Raw genomic sequence first — 26,687 nt, forward strand, 5'->3', positions numbered from 1 at the left:
CGCCTATGCTCGCCCTTGGCAAATTGCTTGAGCTGACCCTGACCGATCATGAGCCGGCCGAGAAGACCCAAGTCACACCCAAGGGCGTGCGTTTACGCTGGCTGGGGGAGGGCGCACTTGAGGTGCGTCCGCCCGAAGGCGACGATTGCGGGTTGGACCTGCTGTTGTCGGCCGGTATCCATGGCAATGAAACGGCGCCGATCGAATTGCTCGAACGGCTGCTGCATGGCGTGGCCAATGGCAAGATCAAGCCGCGTTCGCGTGTGATGTTCCTGTTCGGCAACCCCGCGGCCATCCGCAAGGGCGAGCGCTTCATCGAGCAGGACATCAACCGCCTGTTCAATGGTCGTCACGAGCTTTCCAGTGGTTTCGAGGCATTGCGTGCCGCGGAACTTGAGCAGTTCGCCCGGGTGTTCTTCAGCAAGCCCGAGCGTACCCGCCTGCATTACGACCTGCATACCGCCATTCGTGGCTCCAAGATCGAGCAGTTTGCCCTTTACCCCTATAAAGAGGGGCGCAAGCATTCTCGTCGCGAGCTGGCTCGCCTGGCTGCTGCCGGCATGGAGGCGGTGCTGCTGCAGAGCAAGTCCTCGATCACCTTCAGTGCTTTCACCTATGAGCAGCTCGATGCAGAGGCGTTCACCCTGGAGCTTGGCAAGGCACGGCCGTTCGGGCAGAACGAGCAGGTCAACCTCGACAAGCTGGAGGAGCGCCTGATCCAGATCATCGAAGGCAATGAGCCTGAGGCCGAAGATTCGCTCGATGGTCTTAAACTGTTCAGTGTGGCTCGCGAGATCATCAAGCACAGTGAGGGCTTCCGCCTGCACCTGCCGGTGGATATCGAGAACTTCTCCGAGCTGAGCAAAGGTTATCTGCTGGCCGAGGACCTGGCCGAAATGCGCTGGGTGGTGGAGGAGGAGGGGGCGCGGATCATCTTTCCCAATCCCAAGGTCAAGAACGGGCTGCGCGCCGGCATTCTCATCGTCCCGGACTCGGGGCAGCGCCTGGGCTGAGATTGCGCATTGCCTTGCAGGAGCGGCCTTTTGTCGCGCAAGGGCGCTTCTACAACGGCCAGTCGTCGCTGAATGCTGCCCATGAAAACCATTTAATTCACCGCCTGTTCCATTTTCCCTTCCCTTGAGCGGTAATTGGCTTGCCAGCGGCAAAAGCCTGCATTTAGCATCCGGTCATGTCATTTTCGTTTGCATGGGCCTTAAAAGCCGTCCAATCGACGCTTTGCATCGCATAAACACACTGCACCGAGATTGCAGGACCGATATAATGCGGCCCTTTGCCGTCGTTTCGTCGACGCGTTTGCCCACCAGGGCCGCCGTTTCCGTGGAAGAACCTATGAAAAGCGCAGAAATCCGTGAAGCCTTCCTTCGCTTCTTCGAAGAGCAGGGCCATACCCGAGTCGCCTCCAGTTCGCTGATCCCGAACAACGACCCGACCCTGCTGTTCACCAACGCAGGCATGAACCAGTTCAAGGACTGCTTCCTCGGTGCCGAGAAGCGCGCCTACACCCGTGCGGTCAGCAGCCAGAAGTGCGTGCGCGCCGGCGGCAAGCATAACGACCTGGAAAACGTCGGTTACACCGCGCGTCACCATACCTTCTTCGAGATGCTGGGCAACTTCAGCTTCGGCGACTATTTCAAGCGCGATGCGATCACGTTCGCCTGGACCTTCCTGACTTCCGACAAGTGGCTGAACCTGCCCAAGGAAAAGCTCTGGGTCACCGTCTACGCCAGCGACGACGAAGCCTACGACATCTGGACCAAGGAAGTCGGCGTGCCGGCCGAGCGCATGGTGCGCATCGGTGACAACAAAGGCGCCCCTTACGCCTCCGACAACTTCTGGACCATGGGCGATACTGGCCCGTGCGGGCCTTGCACCGAGATCTTCTACGACCACGGTGCCGATATCTGGGGCGGCCCACCCGGTTCCCCTGAAGAAGACGGCGACCGCTACATCGAGATCTGGAACAACGTCTTCATGCAGTTCAACCGCACTGCCGATGGCGTGCTGCACCCGCTGCCAGCGCCGTCGGTGGATACCGGCATGGGCCTGGAGCGCATCAGTGCGGTCATGCAGCACGTGCACTCGAACTACGAGATCGACCTGTTCCAGAACCTGCTGAGCGCTGCGGCCAAGGCCATCGGCTGCAGCAACGACGGTCAGGCTTCGCTGAAAGTCGTGGCAGACCACATCCGCTCTTGCGGCTTCCTGATCGCAGACGGCGTGCTGCCGTCCAACGAAGGCCGTGGCTACGTGCTGCGCCGCATCATTCGTCGTGCCTGCCGTCACGGTAACAAGCTGGGCGCCAAGGGCAGCTTCTTCTACCAGATCGTCGCCGCCCTGGCTGCCGAGATGGGCGAGGCGTTCCCGGAGCTCAAGAGCCAGCAAGCGCACATCGAGCGCGTGCTCAAGGCCGAAGAAGAACAGTTCGCCAAGACCCTCGAGCAGGGCCTGCGCATCCTCGAGCAGGACCTGGCCCAGCTCAAGGGCGACGTAGTGCCGGGTGACGTGGTGTTCAAGCTGTACGACACCTACGGCTTCCCGATGGACCTGACCGCCGACATCGCCCGAGAGCGCGAGCTGACCATCGATGAAGCGGGCTTCGAGCGTGAAATGGATGCCCAGCGTGAGCGCGCCCGTTCCGCCAGCGCCTTCGGCATGGATTACAACAGCCTGGTCAAGGTCGACACCGCTACCGATTTCGTCGGCTACAACGCCACCGAAGGTCAGGGCAAGGTCATTGCGCTGTACAAGGACGGCCAGTCGGTCGACCAGTTGGGCGAGGGCGAGCAGGGCGTCGTGGTGCTGGACCGCACCCCGTTCTATGCCGAGTCCGGTGGCCAGGTTGGTGACACCGGCTACCTGCAGTCGGGCGCCGTACGCTTTGACGTGCAAGACACCACCAAGACCGGCGGCGCTTTCCTGCACCATGGCGTGGTCGCCAGCGGCGCGCTGGTGATCGGTTCTCCGGTCCAAGCCAAGGTCGATGCCGAAGTGCAGCACGCCACCTCGCTGAATCACTCGGCCACTCACCTGCTGCACGAAGCGCTGCGTCAGGTGTTGGGCGAGCACGTGCAGCAGAAGGGCTCGCTGGTCGACAGCCAGCGTCTGCGTTTCGACTTCAGCCACTTCGAGGCGGTGACGCCTGCGCAGATCAAGGCTCTGGAAGACATCGTCAACCGTGAAGTGCGCAAGAACACCCCGGTGGAAACTGAAGTCACCGATATCGAAACCGCCAAGCGCAAAGGCGCGATGGCCCTGTTTGGCGAAAAATACGGCGATACCGTGCGCGTGCTGAGCATGGGTGGCGATTTCTCCGTCGAGCTGTGCGGCGGGATCCACGCCAAGCGCACCGGCGATATCAGCCTGTTCAAGATCATCAGCGAAGGTGGCGTGGCCTCTGGCGTGCGCCGTATCGAAGCGGTTACCGGCGCTGCCGCGCTGGCTTACCTGAACGCTGCCGAAGAGCAGGTCAAGGAAGCCGCGCAGCTGGTCAAGGGCAACCGTGACAACCTGATCGACAAGCTGTCGGCTGTGCTCGAGCGCAACCGTCAGCTGGAGAAGCAGCTGGAACAGCTGCAGGCCAAGGCCGCCAGCGCCGCAGGGGACGATCTCTCCAGTGCGGCTGTTGAGGTCAAGGGTGCCAAGGTCCTCGCCGCCCGCCTGGATGGGCGGGATGGCAAGGCCCTGCTGGCCCTGGTCGATCAGCTGAAGAACAAGCTCGGCCACGCAGTGATCCTGCTGGGCAGCGAGCATGAGGGCAAGGTCGTGCTGGTGGCCGGCGTGACCAAAGACCTCTCCAGCCAACTCAAGGCTGGTGACCTGATGAAACAAGCCGCTGCGGCAGTGGGTGGCAAGGGCGGTGGCCGTCCGGACATGGCTCAGGGCGGTGGCGTCGACGTCGCTGCGCTGGACCAGGCCCTGGCGCTGGCCGTGCCGTTCGCAGAGCAGGGACTTTGAGATGGAGGGGCCGGTGGTCTAGTCACCGGCCCCTCCATGTTGGATGGTTTTTTTGAGGCCCTGTATGGGCTGAGGCACCATTGAAATGGCGTTGATCGTACAGAAATTTGGCGGCACCTCTGTCGGTTCCATCGAGCGGATCGAGCAGGTTGCCGACAAGGTCAAGAAACACCGTGAAGCGGGCGACGACCTGGTTGTTGTGCTGTCGGCCATGAGTGGCGAAACCAATCGCCTGATCGACCTGGCCAAGCAGATCACCGATCAGCCGGTTCCGCGTGAGCTGGACGTGATCGTGTCCACCGGCGAGCAGGTCACCATTGCCCTGCTGGCCATGGCCTTGATCAAGCGTGGCGTGCCGGCGGTGTCCTACACCGGCAACCAGGTGCGCATCCTCACCGACAGCGCGCACAACAAAGCACGCATCCTGCAGATCGACGACCAGAAGATTCGCGCCGACCTCAAGGAAGGGCGTGTGGTGGTTGTAGCCGGTTTCCAGGGGGTCGACGAGCACGGCAGCATCACTACCCTGGGCCGCGGCGGCTCCGATACCACTGGCGTGGCCCTGGCGGCCGCGCTCAAGGCTGACGAGTGCCAGATCTACACCGACGTCGATGGCGTCTACACCACAGACCCGCGCGTCGTGCCGCAGGCGCGCCGCCTGGAGAAGATCACCTTCGAAGAGATGCTGGAAATGGCCAGCCTCGGGTCCAAGGTGCTGCAGATCCGCTCGGTGGAGTTCGCCGGCAAGTACAACGTTCCGCTGCGCGTGCTGCACAGCTTCAAGGAGGGTCCAGGTACCCTCATTACCATTGATGAAGAGGAATCCATGGAACAGCCGATCATTTCCGGTATCGCCTTCAACCGTGATGAAGCCAAGCTGACCATTCGCGGCGTGCCGGACACTCCGGGCGTCGCTTTCAAGATCCTCGGCCCGATCAGCGCCTCGAACATCGAAGTGGACATGATCGTGCAGAACGTCTCGCACGATAACACCACCGACTTCACCTTCACCGTGCACCGCAACGAGTACGAGAAGGCTCACAGCGTGCTGGAGAACACCGCACGTGAAATCGGTGCCCGCGAAGTGATCGGCGATACCAAGATCGCCAAGGTATCGATCGTCGGTGTTGGCATGCGCTCCCACGCAGGTGTTGCCAGCCGCATGTTCGAATCCCTGGCCAAGGAGAGCATCAACATCCAGATGATCTCCACTTCCGAGATCAAGGTGTCGGTAGTCATCGAAGAGAAGTACCTGGAGCTGGCCGTTCGCGCGCTGCATACCGCGTTCGAGCTTGACGCTCCGGCCCGACAGGGCGAGTAAGGCGTTGCCTTGAGGGGCGCGGCTTGCCGCGCCCTTCGCGTTTCTGCTCGTCACGCAGGCCCTGTCCTGCCAGCGTGACGCGCTATGGGCCCCTGTGTCGTCGTCCACGACCAGGCCCGGTTTTTCCCAGACTGTTATCCCTGAATGTCTTGCGTAAGGAGAAAGCTATGTTGATTCTGACTCGTCGGTGCGCCGAGAGCCTGATCATTGGAGATGGCGAGATCACCGTGACGGTGCTCGGCGTCAAAGGAAACCAGGTGCGCATCGGCGTCAGCGCCCCCAAGGAAGTGGCTGTTCACCGCGAGGAAATCTACCTGCGGATCAAGAAAGAGAAGGATGAGGAGCCAAGCCTTTAATTTTTTTGAAGTTTTTTTCAAAAAAAGGGTTGCAAACGAGGAAGAGCCTGTTTAATATTCGCCTCGTGTTGCGGTGAGGTGGCCGAGTGGCCGAAGGCGCTCCCCTGCTAAGGGAGTATACCTCATAAGGGTATCGGGGGTTCGAATCCCCCCTTCACCGCCATTATTCGCTTAGGGCGCTGTAATCGGTAAGAACGCTAAGTCGTTGAAGTTAAACGAAAAAGTTCTTGCAAAAATGTTTCAGCGACCTATAATGCGCGGCAAGACACGGACTCATAGCTCAGCTGGATAGAGTACTCGGCTACGAACCGAGCGGTCGGAGGTTCGAATCCTCCTGAGTCCGCCACTTTTGAAGTGGCTTTGCTTAAAAAGCTGCTTCAAGCAACCAGTGGTAATCTGGTCTAAAACTACCAACTACGGACTCATAGCTCAGCTGGATAGAGTACTCGGCTACGAACCGAGCGGTCGGAGGTTCGAATCCTCCTGAGTCCGCCACTTTTGAAGTGGCTCTGCTTGCAAAGCGACTTCAGTAAGCCAGTGGTAATCTGGCCTAAAACTACCAACCACGGACTCATAGCTCAGCTGGATAGAGTACTCGGCTACGAACCGAGCGGTCGGAGGTTCGAATCCTCCTGAGTCCGCCACCTATCAAGAAGCCCGCTCAATTGAGCGGGCTTTTTGTTTTCCGCCGTTCACTGATTTATCAGTGATGCCCGCTAGACTGAAAATAAACCCGCCCGACACTTCTTTGCGCGCCGCATGTGTTTTTTCTTTGGCTCGTGCCGTCGCACACATGGCTTCGAGCGTTGTCATAGCTTTATCGCGCAAACGATTGTTCTGGCCAAAATTTTAAGCGATCTGACAGCTTAGGCAGTGTATGATTGCGCCCGTCAGCCCCGCCGGGGCTTGTGGAATACCACCATGGACTTACCCAGTAGTTACTTCTTAACAAGATTCTTACAGCCTGATCTGACCGATTGATTCCCCCGGCGTGCTCCGCTGCTGGGAGTGGAGTTCGCCTATGACTGAAGTAGAAGTAAAGAAAGCACAAGAGAGCCTGCAGGATCGCCTGGCCCAGGTGGTCGAACTGTTGCAGCGCCAACGCGTGGTTGAGGACCTGACCCACCGTCAGGAAGGTCATCACCACGACCTGGTGGAAAACCTCGTCCACCGTCAAAACCTCGTCGAGTTGCAGCGCAAGCTCGACGACCTGCACCCTGCAGATATCGCCTATATCCTCGAAGCATTGCCCCTGGAGGACCGCCTGACGGTCTGGCAGCTGGTGCGCTCGGATCGTGACGGCGACATCTTGCTTGAAGTTTCCGACTCGGTTCGTCAATCGCTGATCGCCGACATGGACGATCACGAGATCCTCGCTGCGGCCAAGGAAATGGACGCCGATGAGCTGGCGGACCTGGCGGCGGAGCTGCCGCGTGATGTCGTTCACGAGCTGATGGAAAGCCTCGATGCGCAGCAGCGCGAGCGTGTGCGCTCGGCGTTGAGCTACGACGAGGAGCAGGTCGGTGCGCTGATGGACTTCGAGATGGTGACCATCCGTGAAGATGTCAGCCTGGAAGTGGTTCTGCGTTACCTGCGTCGCCTTAAAGAGCTGCCCAACCACACTGACAAACTGTTCGTAGTCGACTACGACGGTATCCTCAAGGGTGTGTTGCCGATCAAGCGTCTGTTGGTCAACGATCCGGACAAGAAGGTCGCGGAGGTCATGGCGATTGATCCGGTCTCCTTCCACCCCGACGAAGATGCCTACGATGCGGCGCAGGCTTTCGAGCGTTATGACCTGGTTTCGGCGCCGGTGGTGGACAAGAGCGACCGACTGATCGGCCGTTTGACCATCGATGAAATGGTCGACCTGATTCGTGAAGAGAGCGAGAGTGAAGTTCTCAACATGGCAGGCCTGCGCGAGGAGGAAGACATCTTCGCCTCGGTCTGGCGTTCATTGCGCAACCGTTGGGCCTGGCTGGCGATCAACCTGATAACCGCGTTTCTGGCCTCGCGTGTGATCGGCCTGTTCGAGGGCTCGATCGAGAAGCTCGTGGCACTGGCGGCGCTGATGCCGATCGTGGCGGGTATTGGCGGCAACTCTGGCAACCAGACCATTACCATGATTGTTCGCGCAATGGCCTTGGACCAGGTGTCGCCGGGCAATACCAGCCGCCTTATGCGCAAGGAACTGGCGGTGTCGCTGCTCAATGGCCTGATCTGGGGTGGAGTGATCGGTGCTGTGGCGTTCTGGCTGTATGACAGCTGGTCGTTGGGGTTGGTGATGACTGCGGCCATGACCTTGAACCTGCTGCTGGCCGCGCTCATGGGAGTGTTGATCCCGATGACGCTGACGCGCCTGGGGCGCGACCCTGCCATGGGGTCCAGCGTGATGATCACTGCCGTGACCGACAGTGGTGGGTTCTTCATCTTCCTGGGGTTGGCTACGCTGTTCCTGCTTTGATATTGGGAAGTACACGCCAGAGCGATCAAGGCATGCGCCCGACCGCACCACCAAGGCCTGTGCGCAGCCCAACAAAAAAGCCAGCTTACGCTGGCTTTTTTTGTTCTCGCTACGCGCCTCAGGAGGCGTCGGCTGCCATTTCCACATCGTGAGCGATGAGGGCGACCAGCGCGTTCTGCTGTCGATGGGACAGCTGACGGAAGCGTTGCAGTAACTCGCGCTCATGCAGGGACAGCTCGGGGCTATCCAGGCGCATGCTCAGCTCGTCGCCCAGCGCACCTTCCTGGATAAGGCTCTGCTCCAGGCGTGCGATGATCTCGGAGTTCATGCTGCGGTGATGGTTGCGCGCTACCTCGGCAATGCGCTCACGCATTCCGTCTGGCAGGCGGACGACGAACTTGTCAGCGGTGCGGCTCGAATAAATAGCCTGTTTCATTGGGCGCATATAAATTAACCGGTTTTTGGTTCAGGGGAAGCGGTTCACAAATTGGCCGCACGGGATGCAGGTACGACCGTGGCGACGACAAAATGTTCAACCGCCTGGAAAATTTGGTGCTCATCTTGCCTCAAGGTCGCCGTTTCCTTGGCGTCAATTCTGTGACAAATAGTGATCTCGGTAAAGGCTTTTTGCCAGTACCAATTATCAGAAATGAGTACTGGTTGGAAAAGTTTTGCATTTCAAGGTTCGCCTTACCGTCAGCCCTTTGCCGTCAAAAACCCGTAAAACGCGGCAAAGGGTAGAGAAAACCCTTAAAATGCGCAGGTTTCCTTCCATAGAGCATAGTGGCTATGCAACATGACGCAAGCTCCCAAGATAAAGCCTCAGGCGTGCTGATATATCTGATGGGACCCTCTGGCTCGGGAAAAGATTCCCTGATCGAGGCCGCTCGCGCACAACTGGCTGGCGCGGGTGTGGAAATTGCCCGGCGAGTCATCACACGTTCCGCAGAAGCCACAGGTGAAGCGGCGCAAAGCGTCACGCCAGAGCGCTTCGAAGCGATGCGAGCGGCAGGGGAATTTGCCATGCATTGGCAGGCCAACGGTCTGGAGTATGGGATCCCCAAGCAAGTGGACGTTTGGCTCGCGCAAGGGCGGTCGGTGCTGGTCAACGGTTCCCGTAGCTATCTGCCCGAGGCGCGTAGGCGCTATCCCGGTCTGCTGGCAGTACGCCTGGAGGTTGACCCAGAGGTGTTGCGTGCGCGCCTGATTGCCAGAGGCAGGGAGACACCGCAAGAGATCGATCAGCGCCTGGCGCGTAGTGCCAGGCTCCAGGGCTGTCCCGATCCCGGCGTGCATGCGCTGGACAACTCCGGGTCACTGGCCACGGCGGTCAGCGCATTGTTCGACCTGCTGCGTCAACAGGGAGTGTCCGTTTGACACGAGCATCGGAAAAGCCCTACGTGCAAAAAGCCCGATAGATGCATGACAAACGGCTGCCCTCTGGTTAACATGCTCGCCGTCCAGCTGTGCAGCGTTCGCTGCCGGTTCTTGTGTCTCAGTAGCTCAATTGGATAGAGCATCCCCCTCCTAAGGGGAAGGTTGGCAGTTCGAACCTGCCCTGGGACGCCATATTTTCTCTCGCTCCATACGCTTACTTGCAGTTACCCGCCTTGCGGTAACCTGCACTCTGCGCTTCTGCTTCACTGCCAAATGCCACCTGATTTTTCTGAGCGACCTGGCTGTAACCGGGGCAACCGCTGGCCAAGTGGTACACGTGACTGTTGCGGTTGCCAATGATCGCACCGTCAGTCGACGCACTCGCCAGGGTCGGCTTGCCGATATCTCTCGCAGCCGTTTTCGGGGTTGCCGAAGCTACCACGTCCATAGCCCCGGCAGGCTTGTAGCCCAGCGTCCATTTCCGTTCGCCGGTGACGAATGGGTTCGAATGCCCCATGATCGCGGCGATTCGCTGATTGCGCTGCTTTTCCCACGCAGAAACCGGGTGCTGTTTATCCCAGGCCATAAGCACCTGCTGCTGTTGTCTCGACATGCTCAACTTGTACCGGTCGAACATGTAGAACGTGGTGCGCGCAACCAGCCCTTTGACTTCGTCACGCGGCTCGGCGGTTTTCTGCTGGAAGTCGACCTTGGTGGTGCACTGCCCGTACTGGGGCGCAACGCCTGAAACCATGCCGTAGTTGAAATTGCTGCGGTCACCGTTCACTTCACCCACGGACGGATAGAGGTTGAACAGGTCGGCTTCCATGGCGCGGAAGGTAGGGTCTTCATTGACGCAATGCTCGCGACCGCCGTTCTGCCAGCATTTGCGCTGGTGGCCAAAAGTCCAGGCCGGCACGATGTGCTCCCATTCGGTACGTTCGGCGCGGGTCTGTACTTTGCGGGTTTCGTAGCCGCAGGATTTGGCGTCGACCCGGCCACCGGATTTGCCGACCCAGGTCCATTTACAGCCACAGTACAGTTCGCCCATTGGGCTGTTTGCCTGGTCGAGGAAGATTTTCTGCTTGGCGACAACCTTGGCTTCGGTAAACGTTGCGGGGGGATTGGCGAAGGCGGCAGGGATGACAGAGAGGGCGAGGGTAACGACGTACAGCAGTTTCTTCATGAGAAAGCATCATCGGATTTCGGGGGCAGAATTATACGGTGTGCTGACGTCAATTGAAGAAATGTCCTATCGCATCGCCGTAGTGTGCCTATTGCGCGACGCTGATGGGGTTTCTCGATTTGGGTCTACGCCTGTTGCATAATGTCCCGAAACCAACGGTCATGATTTGAAGCGCGCGGCCGATAACGGGGTTGCTGCACTACGCCCTTGTTGACCCCTTCGAAGCGAATACCATGCTCCCCATCTATTTGAACCTAGGTTGCGCCGATCATCCTCGCCAAGGCTTTATCAATATCGATGTGGAGCCCACAGGGGCCGATCTGCAATGGACGCCGGGCCAGGCTTTGCCGTGGGAACAAGGCACGGTGCCTGGGATCTACAGTGCTCATCTTCTGGAGCGACTCGGGCGTAACCAAGGTATTCGCTTGCTGCACGAATGCCGTCGAGTCCTGCAGCCCGGCGGGGTGATCCGTCTCGTCTGCTCCGACCTGAAGGCGTTGGTGGAAGATTATCTGAATAACCGCACACGCCCTGAGGCGCCAGGCATCGGTCGCGCCGAATGGCTGAACAGGGCCCTGCGCCAGCATGCCTGGACCTTCGACGCCGAGGAGCTGACGCGGATCTGCAAGATGGTCGGCCTGGAACCGGTAGCTATCACCGCAGAAGGCAACAGCAGCGATCCGCACCTGAGTGGGCTGGACGCTACGGTGCCGGGCCAGTTGGTGCTTGAGTTTTGCAAGCCGCAGCGCCAATTGGCGGCCGATGCCCAGCCGCTGGTCAGCATCGTCATGCCGACCTACAAGACCGAACACCTCTACGACGCCTTGGGCAGCGCGCTGAACCAGACCTACCGCAACCTGGAAATCCTGGTGTGCGACGACTGCCCGACTGATGAGATCGAAAGGATCTGCGCCGACCTGAGCCAGGACGACCCGCGCGTGCGTTATGTGCGCAACCCAGATGCTGGAAAGGACATTGGCCGTCTTAACCATGTCCTTTGCCTGAAAGAGGCGCGCGGCGAATTCATCAAGTTTCTCAACGACGACGACCTGCTGCAACTCGAATGCGTGGAGCGGATGCTCGACAGCTTCCGCTGCTATCCAGACGTTACGCTGGTAACCTCTAAGCGCCAGCGCATCGACCAGTACGGCGAGCCGCTGGCCGATATCGCCGCAACCCAAGCCCCCGTGGCAGACGATGCGATGATCGAAGGCCTGTCGCTGGGTACCGCACTCATGCAGTCGCAGATCAATTTCGTTGGCGAGCCGAGCACGGTCATGTTTCGCCGCGCCGATATGCTGGAAATCACTCCGGACTTCATGTCGGTAGACGAACAACCCATCGCCTGGGCCTCCGACGTGGCGATTTTTCTCAACCTCGCACTGCGCGGCAACACCGTTTATCTGGTCCAGCCACTGAGTAGCTTCCGCATTCACGGCGAGCAATGCCAGGTGCTCTACGGCGCCGCCGCACAAGGTGAATCCCGACGCTGCTGGGCAATCATGCGCGACTTCTGGGCGCGGCATGAATTCGACAAGGCGCTCTGACATTGCGCAGTATGCCCACGCCTGAACAACACAAGGCCGGCCAACGCCGCCAGCCGCAGGAACACCGCTCATGAATGGTCGGCCCCCCGTTTTCGTGACCCAGCCCGCATTGCCCGAGCTGGAGGCTTTCTTGCCATACCTGCGGGAAATTTGGGACAGCCGCATGCTGACCAATGGCGCAGCCATGCACCAGCGACTGGAAGCGGCGCTGTGCGCTTACCTGGGCGTGGAACACATTTCGCTATTCTGCAACGGTACCCAGGCGCTGATAACGGCGTTGCAGGCGGCCGGGCTCAGCGGTGAGGTGATCACCACGCCGTACTCCTTTGTTGCCACTGCCCATTCGCTGCTATGGAACAATCTGACGCCGGTGTTCGTCGATATCGACCCGCACACCCTGAACCTAGACCCGGCACGCATCGAGGCGGCCATCACCGACCAGACCACAGGCATCCTGCCGGTACACTGCTATGGCCATCCCTGCGATGTGGAGGCGATACGCGCGATTGCCGAGCGCCATGGCCTGCAGGTGATCTATGACGCGGCACATGCTTTTGGTGTTCAGGATACAAACGGCAGCCTGCTGCGCCACGGCGACCTCGTGACCCTGAGCTTCCACGCTACCAAGGTGTTCAGTACCTTCGAGGGCGGCGCTGTCATCTGTCGCGACGAGGCGACCAAGCGGCGCATCGACCAGTTGAAGAACTTTGGTCTGTCTGCCGACGGAAGCACCGTAGAACTGACCGGCACCAACGGCAAGCTCAGCGAAATTCACGCAGCCTTTGGCCTGTTGCAACTGGAGGGCCTGGATGAAGCGCTGGGGAAGCGGCGGCTGATCGACCAGCATTATCGCGAAGGGCTTGCGGGGATTGCGGGTATTCGCTGTATCGAGGGCAGGGGCGAGGCAGTCGCCAATCATGCGTACTTCCCGATACTGGTAGGGCCTGAGTTTGCTCTTGGCCGTGATGCGCTGTTCTCGCACCTCGCCGCTCACGACATTCATGGGCGGCGTTATTTCCAGCCCCTGATCAGTGGCCTGCCGATGTACCGTGGGTATCCATCGTCCAGCGCCGACAACCTGCCGGTAGCGCATCAGGCGGTGGAGCAGGTGATCTGCCTACCGATCTATCCTGACCTCGATTTCGGCACCGTGGACTTCATTGTCGGTTTGATCGCCGGGGCCGGTGCATGACCAGGGTGGCGATCATGCAGCCGTACCTGTTTCCCTACATTGGCTACTGGCAACTATTGAAGGCCGCAGACTGCTTCGTGGTCTACGATGACGTGAACTTCATCACGCGGGGGTGGATCAACCGCAATCGCATCCTGATCAACGGGGCGCCAGGGATGATCACGCTGCCGTTGTTGCAGGCCTCGCAAAACCGCAAGATCAACGAAATAGAAATTGCACCTGCTGCTCAGTGGCAACGACGCATGCTACGCAGCGTGGAAATGGCCTATCGCAAGGCACCCTGTTTCGATCAGGTATTTCCAGTGGTCGAGCGTATTCTGGCGCACGAAGACAACAACCTCGCGGGTTTTCTGAGTCATCAAATTCAGGTGTTGGCCAACTTCATGGGCCAAACGACGCGGCTCGTTACCAGCAGCCAGGTCTACGGCAACGCTCAACTTACGGCGCAGGCGCGGATTCTGGATATCTGCCGCCATGAAGGTGCAACCTGCTATATCAATGCCCAGGGCGGGCGCTCGCTCTATGAGCCGGAGAGGTTCGCCGACGCCAATATAGATCTGCGTTTCATCGGTATGCGGGTACTGGCCTATCGCCAACGCTGCGAGGGTTTCACACCGTACCTGTCGATCATCGATGCCCTGATGGAGGTCGGCGCCGAGGGCATCGGGCCGCACTTGGCGGCCTACGATTACCTCTGAGGTTCAAGCCTGGCAGACTACATAGATACTCGCAGTGAGGTCCGGGTATTTCATGCCCATCTTGTAACAGCCTTCGAAGAACGCCTGGTCGATGATGCCGGCACGCAAGGCTGCATCGAACTGAAAGTTGGCCATCGGCTTGAACAGGATGCCGCCGCGCTGGGTCACCTGGAAACCGGCCTGTAACGCCTCGTGCTCCAGGGTGTCGAGGCTGTAGGTGCAACGGTGGCCGTGCTTGCGCTCGCCATCGGTAACAGCCGCATTGAAATCGATCAGCCCCATGCCCACCGCGATCTGCCGCGACGCCGCATTGGCATTAGGCACGACGATGAACAGCCGGCCGCCCGGCGCCAGCCACTCGCGTATCTTCTTGAGTACCGGCTGTGGCTCGGTGAGATGTTCGAGGGTATGGATCAGGAAGATGTTGTCGAACCGACGCTCCAGGGTAGTGTCTTCGAACCGACCCAGGATGAATGTTGCGCGCGCATCGCCAACGTTCTTGCGGGCGACTTCGATCAGGTCGGTGGCCCCTTCAAGCACGGTCACGTCATCGAAGACCTGCAGCAACTTTTTGGTGAACTCGCCGTGATAGCATCCCATTTCCAGCGCATTTCCAGGGCGAAACTGCCCGTTGAGCGCCTTGAGCATGTAGTCGCGGTGGATGTAGTCGAAATCGTAGGCGTACAGGCGGTTTTCCGTGTCCTGGTACTCGGTGTTCAGGTCGCGTGACATGGTTAACCCTGGTTGGAGTGATACATGCGCCTGGCCGGTGGCTGATACCACTCGTCCAGCGTTGCGGGTACCCGCGCGTTATAGCCGATGACCTGGCGCATCATCGGGTCGAGGTTTGGCCCCAGGTCATAACCCAGGGCCCGCGGGTAGTCGAATTGCTGCTTGATGAACGGCTTGGAAAACATCGGCGTGACCGAGCGGCGCACACGGTCGGTAACGTTGCTGCCGCCGGCGTGCCAGACATTGGAATTGAACATCAGGATGCTGCCGGCCGGTGCGATAGCCTGTTCGGCGTGGGCCATGAAATAGTCGTCAGTCGGCTTGGCTTCGGCCTTGTGCGAACCGGAGAGCATCCAGGTCGCGCCATTGGCGGCGGTGAAGTCGTCGAGCATCACCAGTGTGTTCAGCAGCAACGGCATATCACCGGAAAAAGAACGGATATCCCGGTGAACGCGCTGGGCGTAAGACTGGCTGTCGCGGGTGTTGATGGCCCCGCCATAGGAGTTGAGGATGAACTGCCCACCGAAATAGCGCTCGATGAAGGCATAGATAGGGTAGGCCTTCAGGCAGTCGAGAAAACTGCCAAACTGGCCGATCAGGTGGTGCACGGTGTAACTGGTGTCCTGATCGATGCCGTTCTTGATCTGGTAGTCGCGGCAGATTGCATAGGCCTTGTGGATGTCTTCACGCATCTGCTCGACGATAGCGATCGGGATGGCGCTCTCGAAGATAACCCAGCCTTGCTCCGCCATGCGCCGGTCGAATACCTCGCTGGAAATCATGGGCGCTTCACCTGATCGTGACGATGCATTTGGAGGGGTACAGCTCGCACTTCTCCAGGGTGTATTCGGAAGGGGTGAAGACTTCTTTGAAGGCCAGTGCTTCGCCGGGTGCTTGAGCCCATGTCAGCTCGTCCATCAGTAGCATGCTGCCGGAAACCAGGTGTGGCTTGATCGCCTTGAGCGCTGCCAGTGTCGGCTCGTACAGACCCATGTCGAAGTAGGCGAAGGCGACGATGGCCGAGCCGTTGTTCTTGAAGAATTCGGGCGCGGTCTGACAGACGTCCCCCGCAACCAGTTGATGTACTCCGCGCTTGTGTCCCAGCACGTTGTTGCCTTCGTGCACCTGCAGCAGTTCGCTCAGGTAATCCTTGTAGCTGGCTTTGGTGGAGTAGGAGTTCTCAACCCACACACCGCTTTCCTTGCAGTCTTTTTCACCCGGTGCGCAATAGCCTTCAAAGGTGTCGAAGCCGACGATCTGCCGCTGTTTGTTGAACGGTTCGTACATGGCCCTCAGGTTTTCCAGCAGCACCAGGTTGTGGCCGTACCAGGTGCCAAACTCGCAGATCATCCCCGGGATATGCTTGAAGCGTTTGTACAGGTCGCTCAAGACGATGAACTTCACCAATACTGAGCTGCGGGTATACAGGCCGATATTGAAAAGCACGTCGTCGTCAGAGAGCGGGCTGTTCAGGTACATGTCGCGCAACTTGTCACGAAAGGCGTACTGCAAATCCGATGCGGTGGATTCGAGTTTGTAGACTTCGTTTTGAAGCTGTTCGTTATTCATCATCACTCCACTGGGCCAGGCCGAAGCCGCTGGTCCCGAAACGGTTGCCGTTGTACAGCATGTAGGTGCGCTCGCCGCTCTGGAAGATGAACGGGTAGCAGGTCATCAGCGAGTCCCAGCCTTCGGCTGACGGTGCGATACCCGCATCGTCATGGCGGGTCCAGGTCCTGCCGTCGGGCGACTCTGCGTAGCGGATGCGGTACGAGCCTGCGCCGTTGCGGTAGTCCTGCGATGCGCGGGAGCAGTACCACATCTTGTAAATCCCGTTTTCCTTGATGACGCAGGGGCGGGAAAAGGCTTCGGTCTCAAAGCGCGATTCCAGGCATTGCGGCGCGAAGCGGGTGAACTCGAATCCGTCCTTGGATTCGGCGTACTTGATCACGTACAACGGCTCGTATTTGCCGTCCACCTCCAGCCAGCGTGTACCGGACACGTACCACATCTTCCACAGGCCTTGGTCGAACAGCACGGTGGGCGTCACGGCCAGGTAGGGCTCGGTTGCAGTGCGATCCATGATCGGGCCTTCGAACAGTTTTTCGAAGTGCAGCCCGTCGTCATCAGAAACCGCGACGCCCATGGCATTGTGGTAGGGCACGGTCAGGCGCTGGTTCCATCCGCTGTAGTACAGGTAGGTACGGCCATCTTTCTTCAGGGCGTAGCTGGGCATCACGCCTTCGTCATCGAAGGTGCCGGGAGCGCCGAAACCCAGGCAAGGTTCCCGGTGGCGGGCAACGACGGTGCGCGGGTCCTGCTTGTCCAGGTCTACCGCGTAACACAGGCTTTTGCCTGCGCTGTTGCGGGTGGAGATGAATACCCGAATCACATCGTCCAGCACCAGCGCGGTGGGCACTTGGGCGTGGGAGCCGACCCAGTCTTTATCGGGGTCGAAAGTTCTACCGAGTTTTTTCCAGGCCATGCTCTACCTAAAAATCCAGTTCCTGACTGCTCTTTACCGCGCGCGCGGGTGCGCCGATGTAGAGCTGCCAGGGTTGAGTGTCTTTTGAAATCAGCGCACCCATGGCAACGCAGGTACCTGCGCCGATGGTGCAATTGTTGGTGATGGTCGCGTTGACGCCGAACCAGGCGTAGGGCTCAACCAGGCAATGCCCGGAGAGGACCACATGGGAAGCAAAGAACACATGGTCGCGGATCTCGCCATGGTGGCCGATGTGGTTGCCGCTCCACATCACCACATTGTTGCCGATGGTGGTGAAAGGTTGCAGTGTGTTGTCTTCGAGAATGAAGCAGTTTTCACCGATGACGTTGTCGTTCACCGTGGCATTGGGGCTGACATAGCTAATGAAGTCGTAGCCCTTTTCCTTGCCCTGAATGTACACCGACTCACGCAGGCGGTTCATCTTGCGCCCGGTCATGGGGGCAAACAGCTTGTAGTGGGTGCTTGGGAAATAGTCCTGCAGGGTTTCGAAAGGCACCACCGGCAGCCCTTCGAACATTCTCGATTCCGGCAGGTAGCGTTCGTGCACGGTAAAGCCGACCACGTCCACTGCAGGGTCTTTTTTCAGGTAGTAGTGCGCCAGTTGGGCGGTGTCCAGCACTCCGAAAATGACAACTTTTGGCATCAGGGTATCCAGGGTGTTCGAGGATGAGTCAGGTCAACCGGAGCTGAGCGTACGCTGTGTATACTGCTGGCCACGATAGCACCTCCGCTTGCGTAACAAAAAAGGGCACCGGGCCGATGGGAAAGATTCTTGATCGAAATCAAATCCGCTTTTATCGCGAGCAGGGTTACTTGGTTGCCGACGGCATTTTCGACCCGCTTCATCTCGATGAAACCCTTGCCCACTTCAATCTGGCATTTGCCCAACAGTTGGACCGCATGGCTCTGCCTGTCGCTGGTGGCCCTACCCTTGAAGCCCTGCACCTGAACATGGCCGCACTGCTGGGGGCGAGCGTTCCTCTCTATCTGGCGACGCTGCGCATGTGCTCCAAGCTGTACGGCGTCTACCGGCTGATGACCGCCGAGCGCCTGCGCGACGCAGCTGCCGACCTGGGCGTCGTCACTCCGTTGTTCCAGACCACCCCTGTGTTGCATCTGATGTCGAAAAAATTGGTGATCCCGGGAGGTTATCAGGGGTTCGACGTGCACCAGGACTGGACTTCAGTCCAGGGCAGCCTGGATACCATCACCACCTGGATCCCGTTCATGGACATCGACCCGCAGTTGTTCACCATGGAGGTGATGCCCGGCAGCCATTTGCTGGGCCTGCTTAGCGGCGACCAGGAACAGCATGTGTTGAGGGTCGACGAAAAGCACTTCAAGGAAGATGACTTCGTTCCTGTCTGTGTCGGCAAGGGCGGCGTTTGCTTGATGTCGAACTTCACCATTCATCGGTCTTCCCGTGAAGGGGATGAACGTTTGCGGATTTCCGTGAGTGGGCGCTATGAAAATGCCAGTGAGCCCACGTTCATCGAGCGTGAGTATCCGTTCACCCAGCACAAGACTATACAGCGCGGGTTGATTACCGAGCACTTTCCGAGCGTGGAACAGGTACGCGGCGTGTATGCCAGCGAAGGCCACCAATAGCCGACATATGGCCTGCATCGGCTGCACGCACGCTTAAAGTTTCCTGCCGGCATGCCGATCACTGAAGCACTGGATACAGGCAATGCACCTGTATCGCCGTGGTTGGAGTTCCCGCCCTCAGCGGCTGGATGCGTCGCCTTGCGTCCGCTTCAATCCATGCACCGCTGCCAGTCGACGTAGTTCGTGGTGGGCATTGGTCTCAATGAGGTCCTGAAGGGGCAAGTATGAATTTTTATGTCAATCAGGTGAAGAACAAGCCGGACTACCGGGGCTCGCTGTTCAGGGGTGATATCTTCCTGGAAACCGGCCTTGGCAATGCACATGAGCTGTGTGCATTGGCCCGGCAGAGCATCACCGCCGCCTTTGATGGCGAAACTGACCACCAGTCGCTGCACAAAATGATGCCGGTGGAGACTTTCGTAGAGCGCGTCACGGCGCTCAAGCGGCAGTTTACCAATGGCCCGCAGGCCAAGGCGTTGATCCGCGATTTCATTCGCGAGATTGGGGCCGACCCCAAGGACTATATCTTCGACGTGCCTCGTGTGCGTGTAGTGCCCAACTACGAATACCTGCATGCAGGTGTGAGTTACGCATACAAGCCCCACCGCGATACCTGGTACGGCAGCGTGGAAAGCCAGGTGAATACCTGGATGCCGGTGTACAGCATCGAGCCCGAACAGACCATGATGATCAACCCGGCCTATTTCGAGCGGCCGGTGCGCAACAGCTCCGCCGATTGGAGCCTCAATGACTGGATCCATGTGCAACGGCACAAGGCTTCGCAGAACATTACCGAAGAAACCCGGGTACACCCGGTGCCGCTGGAAGACATCGATACCAGCGGCGAACTGCGTGTGGCTGCCAACAGTGGCGAAATGCTGATTTTCTCTGGTGCCCATCTACACGGCACCGTAGCCAACTTCACCGACAAGGTACGGTTCAGCGTGGACTTCCGCCTGATCCACCTGCAAGACCTGCTGCATAAGCGCGGTGCACCGAACGTCGACAACGGTTGTTCGGATGCAGAGGCCGGCTTCAAAGACTTTTTCAATGCCAGCGACTTTTCGCAATTCCAGGGAGTTAACCCATGACCAAGCGTCGTCTGACTGCTGCCGAGGTCGAGTACAACGAAAAGCGCGCCAGCGTGCTGAGCCGTGTCGATGCCCAATACGTGGCTGATGCGCCGTTCGTGTTTGCCAACCGTATCGCCGTGACCGCTGCGCTTTCGCGCATCGAACTGTTCAAGATGGTGCAGGACATTCCGGGCGCTATCGTCGAGTGCGGCGTATACAAAGGCAACTCGTTGATGCTGTACATGCAGCTATCGATGATTCTGGAACCCTATGCGATCAACCGTTCGATCATCGGTTTCGATACCTTCGGCGGCTTTGCCAGCATCGATGCCGAGCAGGATCCAACCGATATCAACGAAAGCATGTTCTCCGACACCGACGAGACCCTGATTCAGGACATGATCGAGGCCAACGATCTGATTCGCCCGGTCAATCGGATCCCGCGCTGCGAGATCGTCAAGGGCGACATTCTGGAAACCGTGCCTGCCTTTGTGAAAACCCGCCCCGATCTGGTAGTGGCCATGCTGATCCTCGACACGGACCTGTATTCGTCCACCAAGGTGGCGCTGGAGACTTTCCTGCCTTACATGCCTAAAGGCGCGATCGTGGTGCTGGACGAAGTCGCCTACCGCAACTTCCCTGGCGAGACTGCCGCGCTGCGTGACGTGCTGGATCTGAACAAGATCGAACTCAAGCGCCTGCCGTTCGATTCGTCGGTGGGCTACTTCCGCGTTTGAACTGATCATCAGCATGTCTGCAGGCCAATGCAGCATCGCCGAATGAAAAAAAGCCCGCAGCGCCGAGGTCGCTGCGGGCCAAATCGGCCGAAGCCGCTTCAGTGTCAGATGTGCAGGGCGTGGCCCAGCGCGCGCAATGCCGCTTCCTGCACCGCTTCGCCCAGGGTCGGATGAGCGTGGATAGTGCCCGCGATATCCTCCAGCCGCGCGCCCATTTCCAATGACTGGGCAAACGCTGTGGACAGCTCTGAAACCGCCACGCCAACCGCCTGCCAACCCAGGATCACGTGATTGTCACGCCGCGCCACCACGCGCACGAAGCCGGTTTTCGACTCCAGGCTCATGGCGCGGCCATTGGCGGCGAAGGGGAACTGCGCGACGATGCAGTCCAGCCCTTGCTGGCTGGCCTGTTCCGGGGTCTTGCCGACCACAACGACTTCCGGGTCTGTAAAACACACCGCTGCAATTGCGCAGGGCTCGAACCGTCGTGCCTTGCCGGCAATGATTTCCGCGACCATTTCACCTTGCGCCATTGCGCGGTGTGCCAGCATCGGTTCGCCGGCCACGTCACCGATGGCCCAGACGTTGCGCATGCTGGTCTGGCAGCGTTCGTCGATGGCGATGGCCGCACCGTTCATCTTCAGTTCGAGGCTTTCCAGATTGAAGCCGTGCGTGCGCGGGCGGCGGCCAACGGCCACCAGCACCCGGTCGGCCTCCAGGCGCAGCTGTGCACCTTGAGCATCGCGGGCCAGCAAGCAACCGCTGTCGTAACCTTCGACGCTGTGCCCAAGGTGCACAGCGATGCCCAGCTTCTTCAGCGATTCGGCCACCGGCGCGGTCAGCTCGCTGTCGTAGGTCGGCAAGATGCGCTCACGCGCCTCCACCACGCTCACCTGCGCGCCCAGCTTGCGGTAGGCGATGCCTAGCTCCAGGCCGATATAGCCGCCGCCAACCACCACCAGATGCTGGGGCAGTGTTCGGGGGGTCAGGGCTTCGGTCGAAGAAATGATCGGCCCGCCCAGCGGCAGCATGGGCAGTTCGACGCTGTTCGAGCCGGTGGCCAGCAGCAGGTGCTCGCACTGGATGCGCTGGCCATCGACGTCGACGTGCTTGCCGTCGAGGATCTTCGCCCAGCCATGGATGACCTTGACCCCGTGTTTTTTCAGGAGTGCAGCGACGCCAGTGGTCAGTCGGTCAACGATGCCGTCCTTCCAGGCCACGCTGCGGCCGATGTCCAGGCGTGGCGTGGAGACGCTGATGCCAAGTTCGGACGGCTCGGTGTAGCGGGATGTCTGATGGAACTGCTCGGCCACATGGATCAGTGCCTTGGACGGGATGCAGCCGATGTTCAGGCAGGTGCCGCCCAGCGCCTGGCCTTCCACCAGCACGGTGGGGATGCCCAGTTGCCCGGCGCGGATGGCGGCCACGTAGCCGCCAGGGCCGCCGCCGATGATCAGCAGGGTGGTGTCGATAGTCTGTTGCATGCTCACTCCACGAACAGGCAGGCGGGTTGTTCAAGCAGGCCACGTACAGCCTGGATGAACAGCGCGGCATCCATGCCATCGACCACACGGTGGTCGAACGAGCTGGACAGGTTCATCATCTTGCGAATAACGATCTGGCCATCGATCACCATCGGCCGCTCGACGATACGGTTGACCCCGACGATCGCCACTTCCGGTGTGTTGACCACCGGTGTGCTGACGATGCCACCCAAGGCGCCCAGGCTGGTCAGGGTGATGGTGGAGCCGGACAGTTCCTCGCGGCTGGCCTTGTTGTTGCGTGCGGCGCTCGCCAGCCGGGAAATCTCGCCGGCGTTGCCCCACAGGCTGCCCGCTTCGGCGTGGCGCAGCACCGGTACCATCAGCCCGTTGTCGCCCTGTGTGGCGACCCCCACATGCACCGCACCATGGCGGGTGATGACCTGGGCTTCGTCGTCGTAGGTCGCGTTGATCTGCGGGAAGTCGCGCAGTGCCACGACCAGGGCGCGGACCAGGAATGGCAGCAGGGTCAGCTTGCCGCGGCTGTCGCCGTACTTGCTGTTGAGCTCTTGGCGCAGGGCTTCGAGTGCGGTGACGTCGATTTCCTCGACATAACTGAAGTGCGCCACACGGCGCTTGGCATCCTGCATGCGCTGGGCGATCTTGCGGCGCAGGCCGATCACTTGCACCTGTTCGCTGTCGGTGCGTTTCGCGTAGCCTCCTGGCGCCTGGCCCGCAGGGCTCTGCGGCTTGCTGATGAATGCATCCAGGTCTTCGTGCAGGATGCGCCCGGCCGGGCCGCTGCCATGCACGTAACGCAGTTCGATGCCGGCATCCAGGGCGCGCTTGCGCACGGCAGGCGAGGCCAGAGGTTTTTCGTCGGCCTGGCGCGCCACGATCGGCGCGGCGGTGTGCGCCGAGACAGCCGGGCTGGCTACCGGTTGCGGTTCGACACGCGGTTCTGCCTTGGCGGCTGCTGGGGCTGCCGGGGCTTCTACCGGTTTGGCCTGCGGCACATCCACATGGTTGCCGCTGCCTTCCACTTCGATGCGGATCAGCTCGCTGCCGACCGCCATCACTTCACCCGGCTGGCCGCCCAGGGCCAGCACCTTGCCGCTGACCGGCGAAGGGATTTCCACGGTGGCCTTGTCAGTCATGACATCGGCCACCACCTGGTCTTCGGCGATTACATCGCCGACCTTGACGAACCATTCGACCAGTTCGACTTGCGCGATGCCTTCGCCAATGTCCGGCATCTTGATGACGTGCGTGCCCATTCAGACCTCCATGACCCGTTTCAATGCCGCGCCTACCCGCGAAGGGCCTGGGAAATACGCCCATTCCTGTGCGTGAGGGTAGGGCGTGTCCCAACCGGTGACGCGCTCGATGGGCGCTTCGAGGTGATGGAAGCAATGCTCCTGCACCAGCGCTACCAGTTCGGCGCCGAAGCCGCAGGTACGGGTGGCTTCATGCACCACCACGCAGCGGCCGGTCTTTTTCACCGACGCGACGATGGTGTCCAGGTCCAGCGGCCAGAGGCTGCGCAGGTCAATCACTTCGGCATCCACACCGGTTTCCTCGGCGGCCACCTGGGCCACGTAGACGGTGGTGCCGTAGGTCAATACGGTGACGTCGTTGCCTGGGCGGGTGATGGCCGCTTTGTCCAGCGGCACGGTGTAGTAACCGTCCGGCACGGCACTTTGCGGGTGCTTGGACCACGGCGTCACCGGGCGGTCGTGGTGGCCGTCGAACGGGCCGTTATACAGGCGCTTGGGCTCCAGGAAGATCACCGGGTCATCGCATTCGATCGAGGCGATCAGCAGGCCTTTGGCGTCGTACGGGTTGGAGGGCATCACCGTGCGCAGGCCGCACACCTGAGTGAACATCGCTTCGGGGCTCTGGCTGTGGGTCTGGCCACCGTAGATGCCGCCACCGCACGGCATGCGCAGGGTCAGTGGCGAGATGAATTCGCCGGCCGAGCGATAGCGCAGGCGCGCCATTTCCGAGACGATCTGGTCGGAGGCGGGGTAGAAGTAATCGGCGAACTGGATTTCCACCACCGGCCGCAGGCCATAGGCACCCATGCCCACGGCGGTGCCGACGATACCGCTCTCGGAGATCGGCGCGTCGAACACGCGCGACTTGCCGTACTTGGTCTGCAGGCCCTCGGTGCAGCGGAACACGCCGCCGAAGTAACCCACGTCCTGGCCGTAGATCACCACGTTGTCGTCGCGCTCAAGCATGACGTCCATGGCCGAGCGCAGGGCCTGGATCATGGTCATGGTAGTGGTGGCCATGGCGGTTTCCGGTTTGATGCTGTTGTTGTGGTCGTTCATCTCAAACCCCCAGTTCCTGGCGCTGACGGCGCAGGTGGTCGGGCATTTCCTTGTACACGTCCTCGAACATCGAGGCTGCACTCGGGATGTGGCCGTTGGCCAGGGTGCCGTATTGTTCGGCTTCCTTTTGCGCGGCGATGACGGCCGCTTCGAACTCGGCGGTGACGGCCTGGTGTTCTTCCTCGGACCAGTGGCCGATCTTGATCAGGTGCTGCTTCAGGCGGGCGATCGGGTCGCCCAGCGGGAAGTGGCTCCAGTCGTCGGCAGGGCGGTATTTGGATGGGTCGTCGGAGGTTGAGTGCGGGCCGGCGCGGTAGGTGACCCACTCGATCAGGCACGGGCCCAGGCCACGGCGGGCGCGTTCGGCGGCCCAGCGCGAGGCGGCATATACAGCGACGAAATCGTTGCCGTCCACACGCAGGGAGGCGATACCGCAACCCACGCCACGGCCGGCGAAGGTGGTCGATTCGCCGCCGGCGATGGCCTGGAAGGTGGAGATCGCCCACTGGTTGTTGACCACGTTGAGGATCACCGGGGCGCGGTATACGTGGGCGAAGGTCAGCGCGGTGTGGAAGTCCGACTCGGCCGTGGCGCCGTCGCCGATCCAGGCCGAGGCGATTTTGGTATCGCCCTTGATCGCCGAGGCCATGGCCCAGCCGACCGCCTGTACGAACTGCGTCGCCAGGTTGCCGCTGATGGTGAAGAAGCCGGCTTCGCGCACCGAATACATGATCGGCAACTGGCGGCCTTTGAGCGGGTCGCGTTCGTTGGACAACAGTTGGCAGATCATTTCCACCAGCGACACGTCGCGGGCCATCAGGATGCTCTGCTGGCGGTAGGTGGGGAAGCACATGTCGGTGCGGTTCAGCGCCAGCGCCTGGGCGCTGCCGATGGCTTCTTCGCCCAGGCTCTGCATGTAGAAGGACATCTTCTTCTGGCGCTGGGCGACCACCATGCGGCTGTCGAATATCCGCGTCTTGAGCATGGCGCGCATGCCTTGGCGCAGCAGCTGCGGATCGATGTCTTCGGCCCACGGGCCAAGCGCATCGCCGTGCTCGTCGAGCACGCGGACCAGGCTGTTGGACAGGTCGGCGGTGTCGGCAGCATCGACATCGATGGGCGGTTTACGGACTTGACCCGCGTCGTTCAGGCGCAGGTAGGAAAAATCGGTCTGGCAGCCTGGCCGGCCGGTAGGCTCGGGCACATGCAAACGCAGGGGGGCGTACTCGTTCATGCTTTTTACGCTCGCTCGGATGTTGTTTTTGTGAGCTCTGAAGCGGCCGCCGCTGATCACCGGCTTGTGACTGGCAGGTCAGCGTCAATTACATAGTAGTGACACGCCGGGAGAATTTTTCTCTCAAGTTGATTGCCTTTAGCGAGCGGCGCAGATAAACATTCCGCATAAACACAAAAAACCGGTGATTTTGTCTCATGCGCAAACTCGATCGTACCGATATCGGCATTCTCAACAGCCTTCAGGACAACGCCCGCATCACCAACGCAGAACTTGCGCGGTCGGTGAACCTGTCGCCCACGCCCTGTTTCAACCGGGTCAAGGCCATGGAAGAGCTTGGCGTGATCCGCCAGCAGGTGACCTTGCTGTCGCCAGAGGTGCTGGGGCTGGATGTCAACGTGTTCATCCATGTCAGCCTGGAGAAGCAGGTAGAGCAGGCGCTGCACCGCTTCGAGGAAGAAATCGCCGAGCGGCCGGAGGTGATGGAGTGCTACCTGATGACCGGCGACCCCGATTATTTGTTACGGGTGCTGTTGCCGAGCATCCAGGCGCTGGAGCGGTTTCTCGATTACCTGACACGACTGCCGGGGGTGGCGAACATACGGTCGAGCTTTGCCTTGAAGCAGGTGCGGTATAAAACGGCGCTGCCATTGCCGTCCAATGGCATGACCCTGCGCGAGTGAGGGGGCAAGAACTGCATCGTTGCGGATGCAGGTGCTTGATATTTTAAACACCCCCAGCCTATGTTGTTGCCAGCCCATAACAACAAGGACAAGCGTCATGACCACCGCAGCCCCGCGCTCGCTCGCCGAGCACCTCCAGGGCATCGACCAGATCGAATGTGTCACTCCCGACCTTAACGGT

25 protein-coding genes and 5 tRNA genes are annotated in these 26,687 nt (G+C 60.0%); 18 read left to right on the forward strand and 12 right to left on the reverse strand.

The window, feature by feature from the left end; translation table 11 throughout:
• The first annotated feature begins 5 nt into the window (after window positions 1-5).
• The 8 genes from astE (at window position 6) to ACMGGN_RS03970 (ending at window position 6,296) form a co-directional block, all read left to right on the forward strand.
• Window positions 6-1,013 (forward strand): succinylglutamate desuccinylase, encoded by a 1,008-nt coding sequence (gene astE / locus ACMGGN_RS03935; RefSeq protein WP_046785389.1) that lies wholly within the window; start codon window positions 6-8, stop codon window positions 1,011-1,013.
• Window positions 1,014-1,350: 337 nt separating this feature from the next.
• Window positions 1,351-3,975, forward strand: a complete 2,625-nt coding sequence (gene alaS, locus ACMGGN_RS03940; RefSeq protein WP_414156473.1) for an alanine--tRNA ligase — start codon at window positions 1,351-1,353, stop codon at window positions 3,973-3,975.
• 85 nt (window positions 3,976-4,060) lie between these two features.
• Window positions 4,061-5,296, forward strand: a complete 1,236-nt coding sequence (locus ACMGGN_RS03945) for an aspartate kinase (RefSeq protein ID WP_039603358.1) — start codon at window positions 4,061-4,063, stop codon at window positions 5,294-5,296.
• A 167-nt stretch (window positions 5,297-5,463) separates the two neighbouring features.
• Window positions 5,464-5,652, forward strand: a complete 189-nt coding sequence (csrA, locus tag ACMGGN_RS03950) for a carbon storage regulator CsrA (protein ID WP_003254503.1) — start codon at window positions 5,464-5,466, stop codon at window positions 5,650-5,652.
• 72 nt (window positions 5,653-5,724) lie between these two features.
• Window positions 5,725-5,815, forward strand: a tRNA-Ser gene (locus tag ACMGGN_RS03955).
• Between the two features lie 106 nt (window positions 5,816-5,921).
• Window positions 5,922-5,998 (forward strand) — tRNA-Arg (locus tag ACMGGN_RS03960).
• Between the two features lie 72 nt (window positions 5,999-6,070).
• Window positions 6,071-6,147, forward strand: a tRNA-Arg gene (locus ACMGGN_RS03965).
• A gap of 72 nt (window positions 6,148-6,219) precedes the next feature.
• Window positions 6,220-6,296, forward strand: a tRNA-Arg gene (locus tag ACMGGN_RS03970).
• Between the two features lie 4 nt (window positions 6,297-6,300).
• Here ACMGGN_RS03970 and ACMGGN_RS03975 read toward each other — a convergent pair.
• Complete coding sequence (locus tag ACMGGN_RS03975) at window positions 6,301-6,465, reverse strand: hypothetical protein (protein ID WP_161871676.1); 165 nt, start codon at window positions 6,463-6,465, stop codon at window positions 6,301-6,303.
• A 208-nt stretch (window positions 6,466-6,673) separates the two neighbouring features.
• Between ACMGGN_RS03975 and mgtE the strand changes: the two genes are divergently transcribed.
• Entirely contained in the window at window positions 6,674-8,116 is a 1,443-nt protein-coding gene (gene mgtE / locus ACMGGN_RS03980; protein WP_012315589.1) for a magnesium transporter, read from the forward strand.
• 118 nt (window positions 8,117-8,234) lie between these two features.
• Here mgtE and ACMGGN_RS03985 read toward each other — a convergent pair whose 3' ends face one another.
• Window positions 8,235-8,561 carry an Arc family DNA-binding protein gene (locus ACMGGN_RS03985; RefSeq protein WP_003254499.1) on the reverse strand — a complete coding sequence of 109 codons (327 nt, stop codon included), beginning with the start codon at window positions 8,559-8,561 and terminating at the stop codon, window positions 8,235-8,237.
• Between the two features lie 344 nt (window positions 8,562-8,905).
• On the opposite strand from ACMGGN_RS03985, the gene phnN reads away from it, so the two are divergent.
• Complete coding sequence (gene phnN / locus ACMGGN_RS03990) at window positions 8,906-9,493, forward strand: phosphonate metabolism protein/1,5-bisphosphokinase (PRPP-forming) PhnN (RefSeq protein ID WP_174142109.1); 588 nt, start codon at window positions 8,906-8,908, stop codon at window positions 9,491-9,493.
• A gap of 115 nt (window positions 9,494-9,608) precedes the next feature.
• A tRNA-Arg gene (locus tag ACMGGN_RS03995) sits at window positions 9,609-9,685 on the forward strand.
• Window positions 9,686-9,707: 22 nt separating this feature from the next.
• Here the strand turns inward: ACMGGN_RS03995 and ACMGGN_RS04000 are convergent.
• Window positions 9,708-10,679, reverse strand: a complete 972-nt coding sequence (locus ACMGGN_RS04000; protein WP_174142108.1) for an endonuclease — start codon at window positions 10,677-10,679, stop codon at window positions 9,708-9,710.
• A 233-nt stretch (window positions 10,680-10,912) separates the two neighbouring features.
• Here ACMGGN_RS04000 and ACMGGN_RS04005 point away from each other — a divergent pair, with 233 nt between their 5' ends.
• The 3 genes from ACMGGN_RS04005 (at window position 10,913) to ACMGGN_RS04015 (ending at window position 14,116) form a co-directional block, all read left to right on the forward strand.
• Window positions 10,913-12,226, forward strand: a complete 1,314-nt coding sequence (locus tag ACMGGN_RS04005) for a glycosyltransferase (RefSeq protein WP_239539322.1) — start codon at window positions 10,913-10,915, stop codon at window positions 12,224-12,226.
• 70 nt (window positions 12,227-12,296) lie between these two features.
• Window positions 12,297-13,418 (forward strand): DegT/DnrJ/EryC1/StrS family aminotransferase, encoded by a 1,122-nt coding sequence (locus ACMGGN_RS04010; protein ID WP_414156474.1) that lies wholly within the window; start codon window positions 12,297-12,299, stop codon window positions 13,416-13,418.
• A 14-nt stretch (window positions 13,419-13,432) separates the two neighbouring features.
• Window positions 13,433-14,116 (forward strand): WbqC family protein, encoded by a 684-nt coding sequence (locus ACMGGN_RS04015; RefSeq protein WP_239539320.1) that lies wholly within the window; start codon window positions 13,433-13,435, stop codon window positions 14,114-14,116.
• Window positions 14,117-14,119: 3 nt separating this feature from the next.
• On the opposite strand, the gene ACMGGN_RS04020 is transcribed toward ACMGGN_RS04015, so the two are convergent.
• From ACMGGN_RS04020 to ACMGGN_RS04040, 5 genes are read right to left on the reverse strand one after another with little or no spacing between them, the layout of a single operon-like run.
• Window positions 14,120-14,848: a class I SAM-dependent methyltransferase gene (locus ACMGGN_RS04020; protein WP_119687573.1), complete on the reverse strand. Its 729-nt coding sequence runs from the start codon at window positions 14,846-14,848 to the stop codon at window positions 14,120-14,122.
• Between the two features lie 2 nt (window positions 14,849-14,850).
• Entirely contained in the window at window positions 14,851-15,630 is a 780-nt protein-coding gene (locus ACMGGN_RS04025; protein WP_125924507.1) for a phytanoyl-CoA dioxygenase family protein, read from the reverse strand.
• Between the two features lie 7 nt (window positions 15,631-15,637).
• On the reverse strand, window positions 15,638-16,417 hold the full coding sequence (locus ACMGGN_RS04030; RefSeq protein WP_119687571.1) for a class I SAM-dependent methyltransferase: 780 nt from the start codon (window positions 16,415-16,417) through the stop codon (window positions 15,638-15,640).
• Complete coding sequence (locus ACMGGN_RS04035) at window positions 16,410-17,333, reverse strand: hypothetical protein (protein ID WP_119687570.1); 924 nt, start codon at window positions 17,331-17,333, stop codon at window positions 16,410-16,412. Before ACMGGN_RS04035 ends, ACMGGN_RS04030 begins: the two co-directional genes overlap by 8 nt.
• 7 nt (window positions 17,334-17,340) lie before the next feature.
• On the reverse strand, window positions 17,341-17,997 hold the full coding sequence (locus ACMGGN_RS04040) for an acetyltransferase (protein ID WP_251961728.1): 657 nt from the start codon (window positions 17,995-17,997) through the stop codon (window positions 17,341-17,343).
• Window positions 17,998-18,113: 116 nt separating this feature from the next.
• Here ACMGGN_RS04040 and ACMGGN_RS04045 point away from each other — a divergent pair, with 116 nt between their 5' ends.
• From ACMGGN_RS04045 to ACMGGN_RS04055, 3 genes are all read left to right on the forward strand, one after another.
• Complete coding sequence (locus ACMGGN_RS04045) at window positions 18,114-18,962, forward strand: phytanoyl-CoA dioxygenase family protein (protein ID WP_119687568.1); 849 nt, start codon at window positions 18,114-18,116, stop codon at window positions 18,960-18,962.
• A gap of 224 nt (window positions 18,963-19,186) precedes the next feature.
• Window positions 19,187-20,053: a hypothetical protein gene (locus ACMGGN_RS04050; RefSeq protein WP_039602838.1), complete on the forward strand. Its 867-nt coding sequence runs from the start codon at window positions 19,187-19,189 to the stop codon at window positions 20,051-20,053.
• Entirely contained in the window at window positions 20,050-20,772 is a 723-nt protein-coding gene (locus ACMGGN_RS04055) for a TylF/MycF/NovP-related O-methyltransferase (RefSeq protein ID WP_414156475.1), read from the forward strand. Before ACMGGN_RS04050 ends, ACMGGN_RS04055 begins: the two co-directional genes overlap by 4 nt.
• 104 nt (window positions 20,773-20,876) lie before the next feature.
• Here ACMGGN_RS04055 and lpdA read toward each other — a convergent pair whose 3' ends face one another.
• The 4 genes from lpdA to ACMGGN_RS04075 are packed head-to-tail and all read right to left on the reverse strand — an operon-like array spanning window position 20,877 to window position 25,823.
• Window positions 20,877-22,256: a dihydrolipoyl dehydrogenase gene (gene lpdA, locus ACMGGN_RS04060; protein ID WP_251961727.1), complete on the reverse strand. Its 1,380-nt coding sequence runs from the start codon at window positions 22,254-22,256 to the stop codon at window positions 20,877-20,879.
• A 2-nt stretch (window positions 22,257-22,258) separates the two neighbouring features.
• Window positions 22,259-23,530 carry a dihydrolipoamide acetyltransferase family protein gene (locus tag ACMGGN_RS04065; protein ID WP_119687567.1) on the reverse strand — a complete coding sequence of 424 codons (1,272 nt, stop codon included), beginning with the start codon at window positions 23,528-23,530 and terminating at the stop codon, window positions 22,259-22,261.
• Entirely contained in the window at window positions 23,531-24,589 is a 1,059-nt protein-coding gene (locus ACMGGN_RS04070; protein WP_012315573.1) for an alpha-ketoacid dehydrogenase subunit beta, read from the reverse strand.
• 1 nt (window position 24,590) lies between these two features.
• On the reverse strand, window positions 24,591-25,823 hold the full coding sequence (locus ACMGGN_RS04075) for a 3-methyl-2-oxobutanoate dehydrogenase (2-methylpropanoyl-transferring) subunit alpha (protein WP_012315572.1): 1,233 nt from the start codon (window positions 25,821-25,823) through the stop codon (window positions 24,591-24,593).
• A gap of 197 nt (window positions 25,824-26,020) precedes the next feature.
• Here ACMGGN_RS04075 and bkdR point away from each other — a divergent pair, with 197 nt between their 5' ends.
• Complete coding sequence (bkdR, locus tag ACMGGN_RS04080; RefSeq protein WP_012315571.1) at window positions 26,021-26,506, forward strand: Bkd operon transcriptional regulator BkdR; 486 nt, start codon at window positions 26,021-26,023, stop codon at window positions 26,504-26,506.
• The last annotated feature ends 181 nt before the right edge of the window (window positions 26,507-26,687 follow it).

The organism is Pseudomonas sp. BNK-30, assembly GCF_047456185.1.
Classification (GTDB): Bacteria; Pseudomonadota; Gammaproteobacteria; order Pseudomonadales; family Pseudomonadaceae; genus Aquipseudomonas; species Aquipseudomonas putida_E.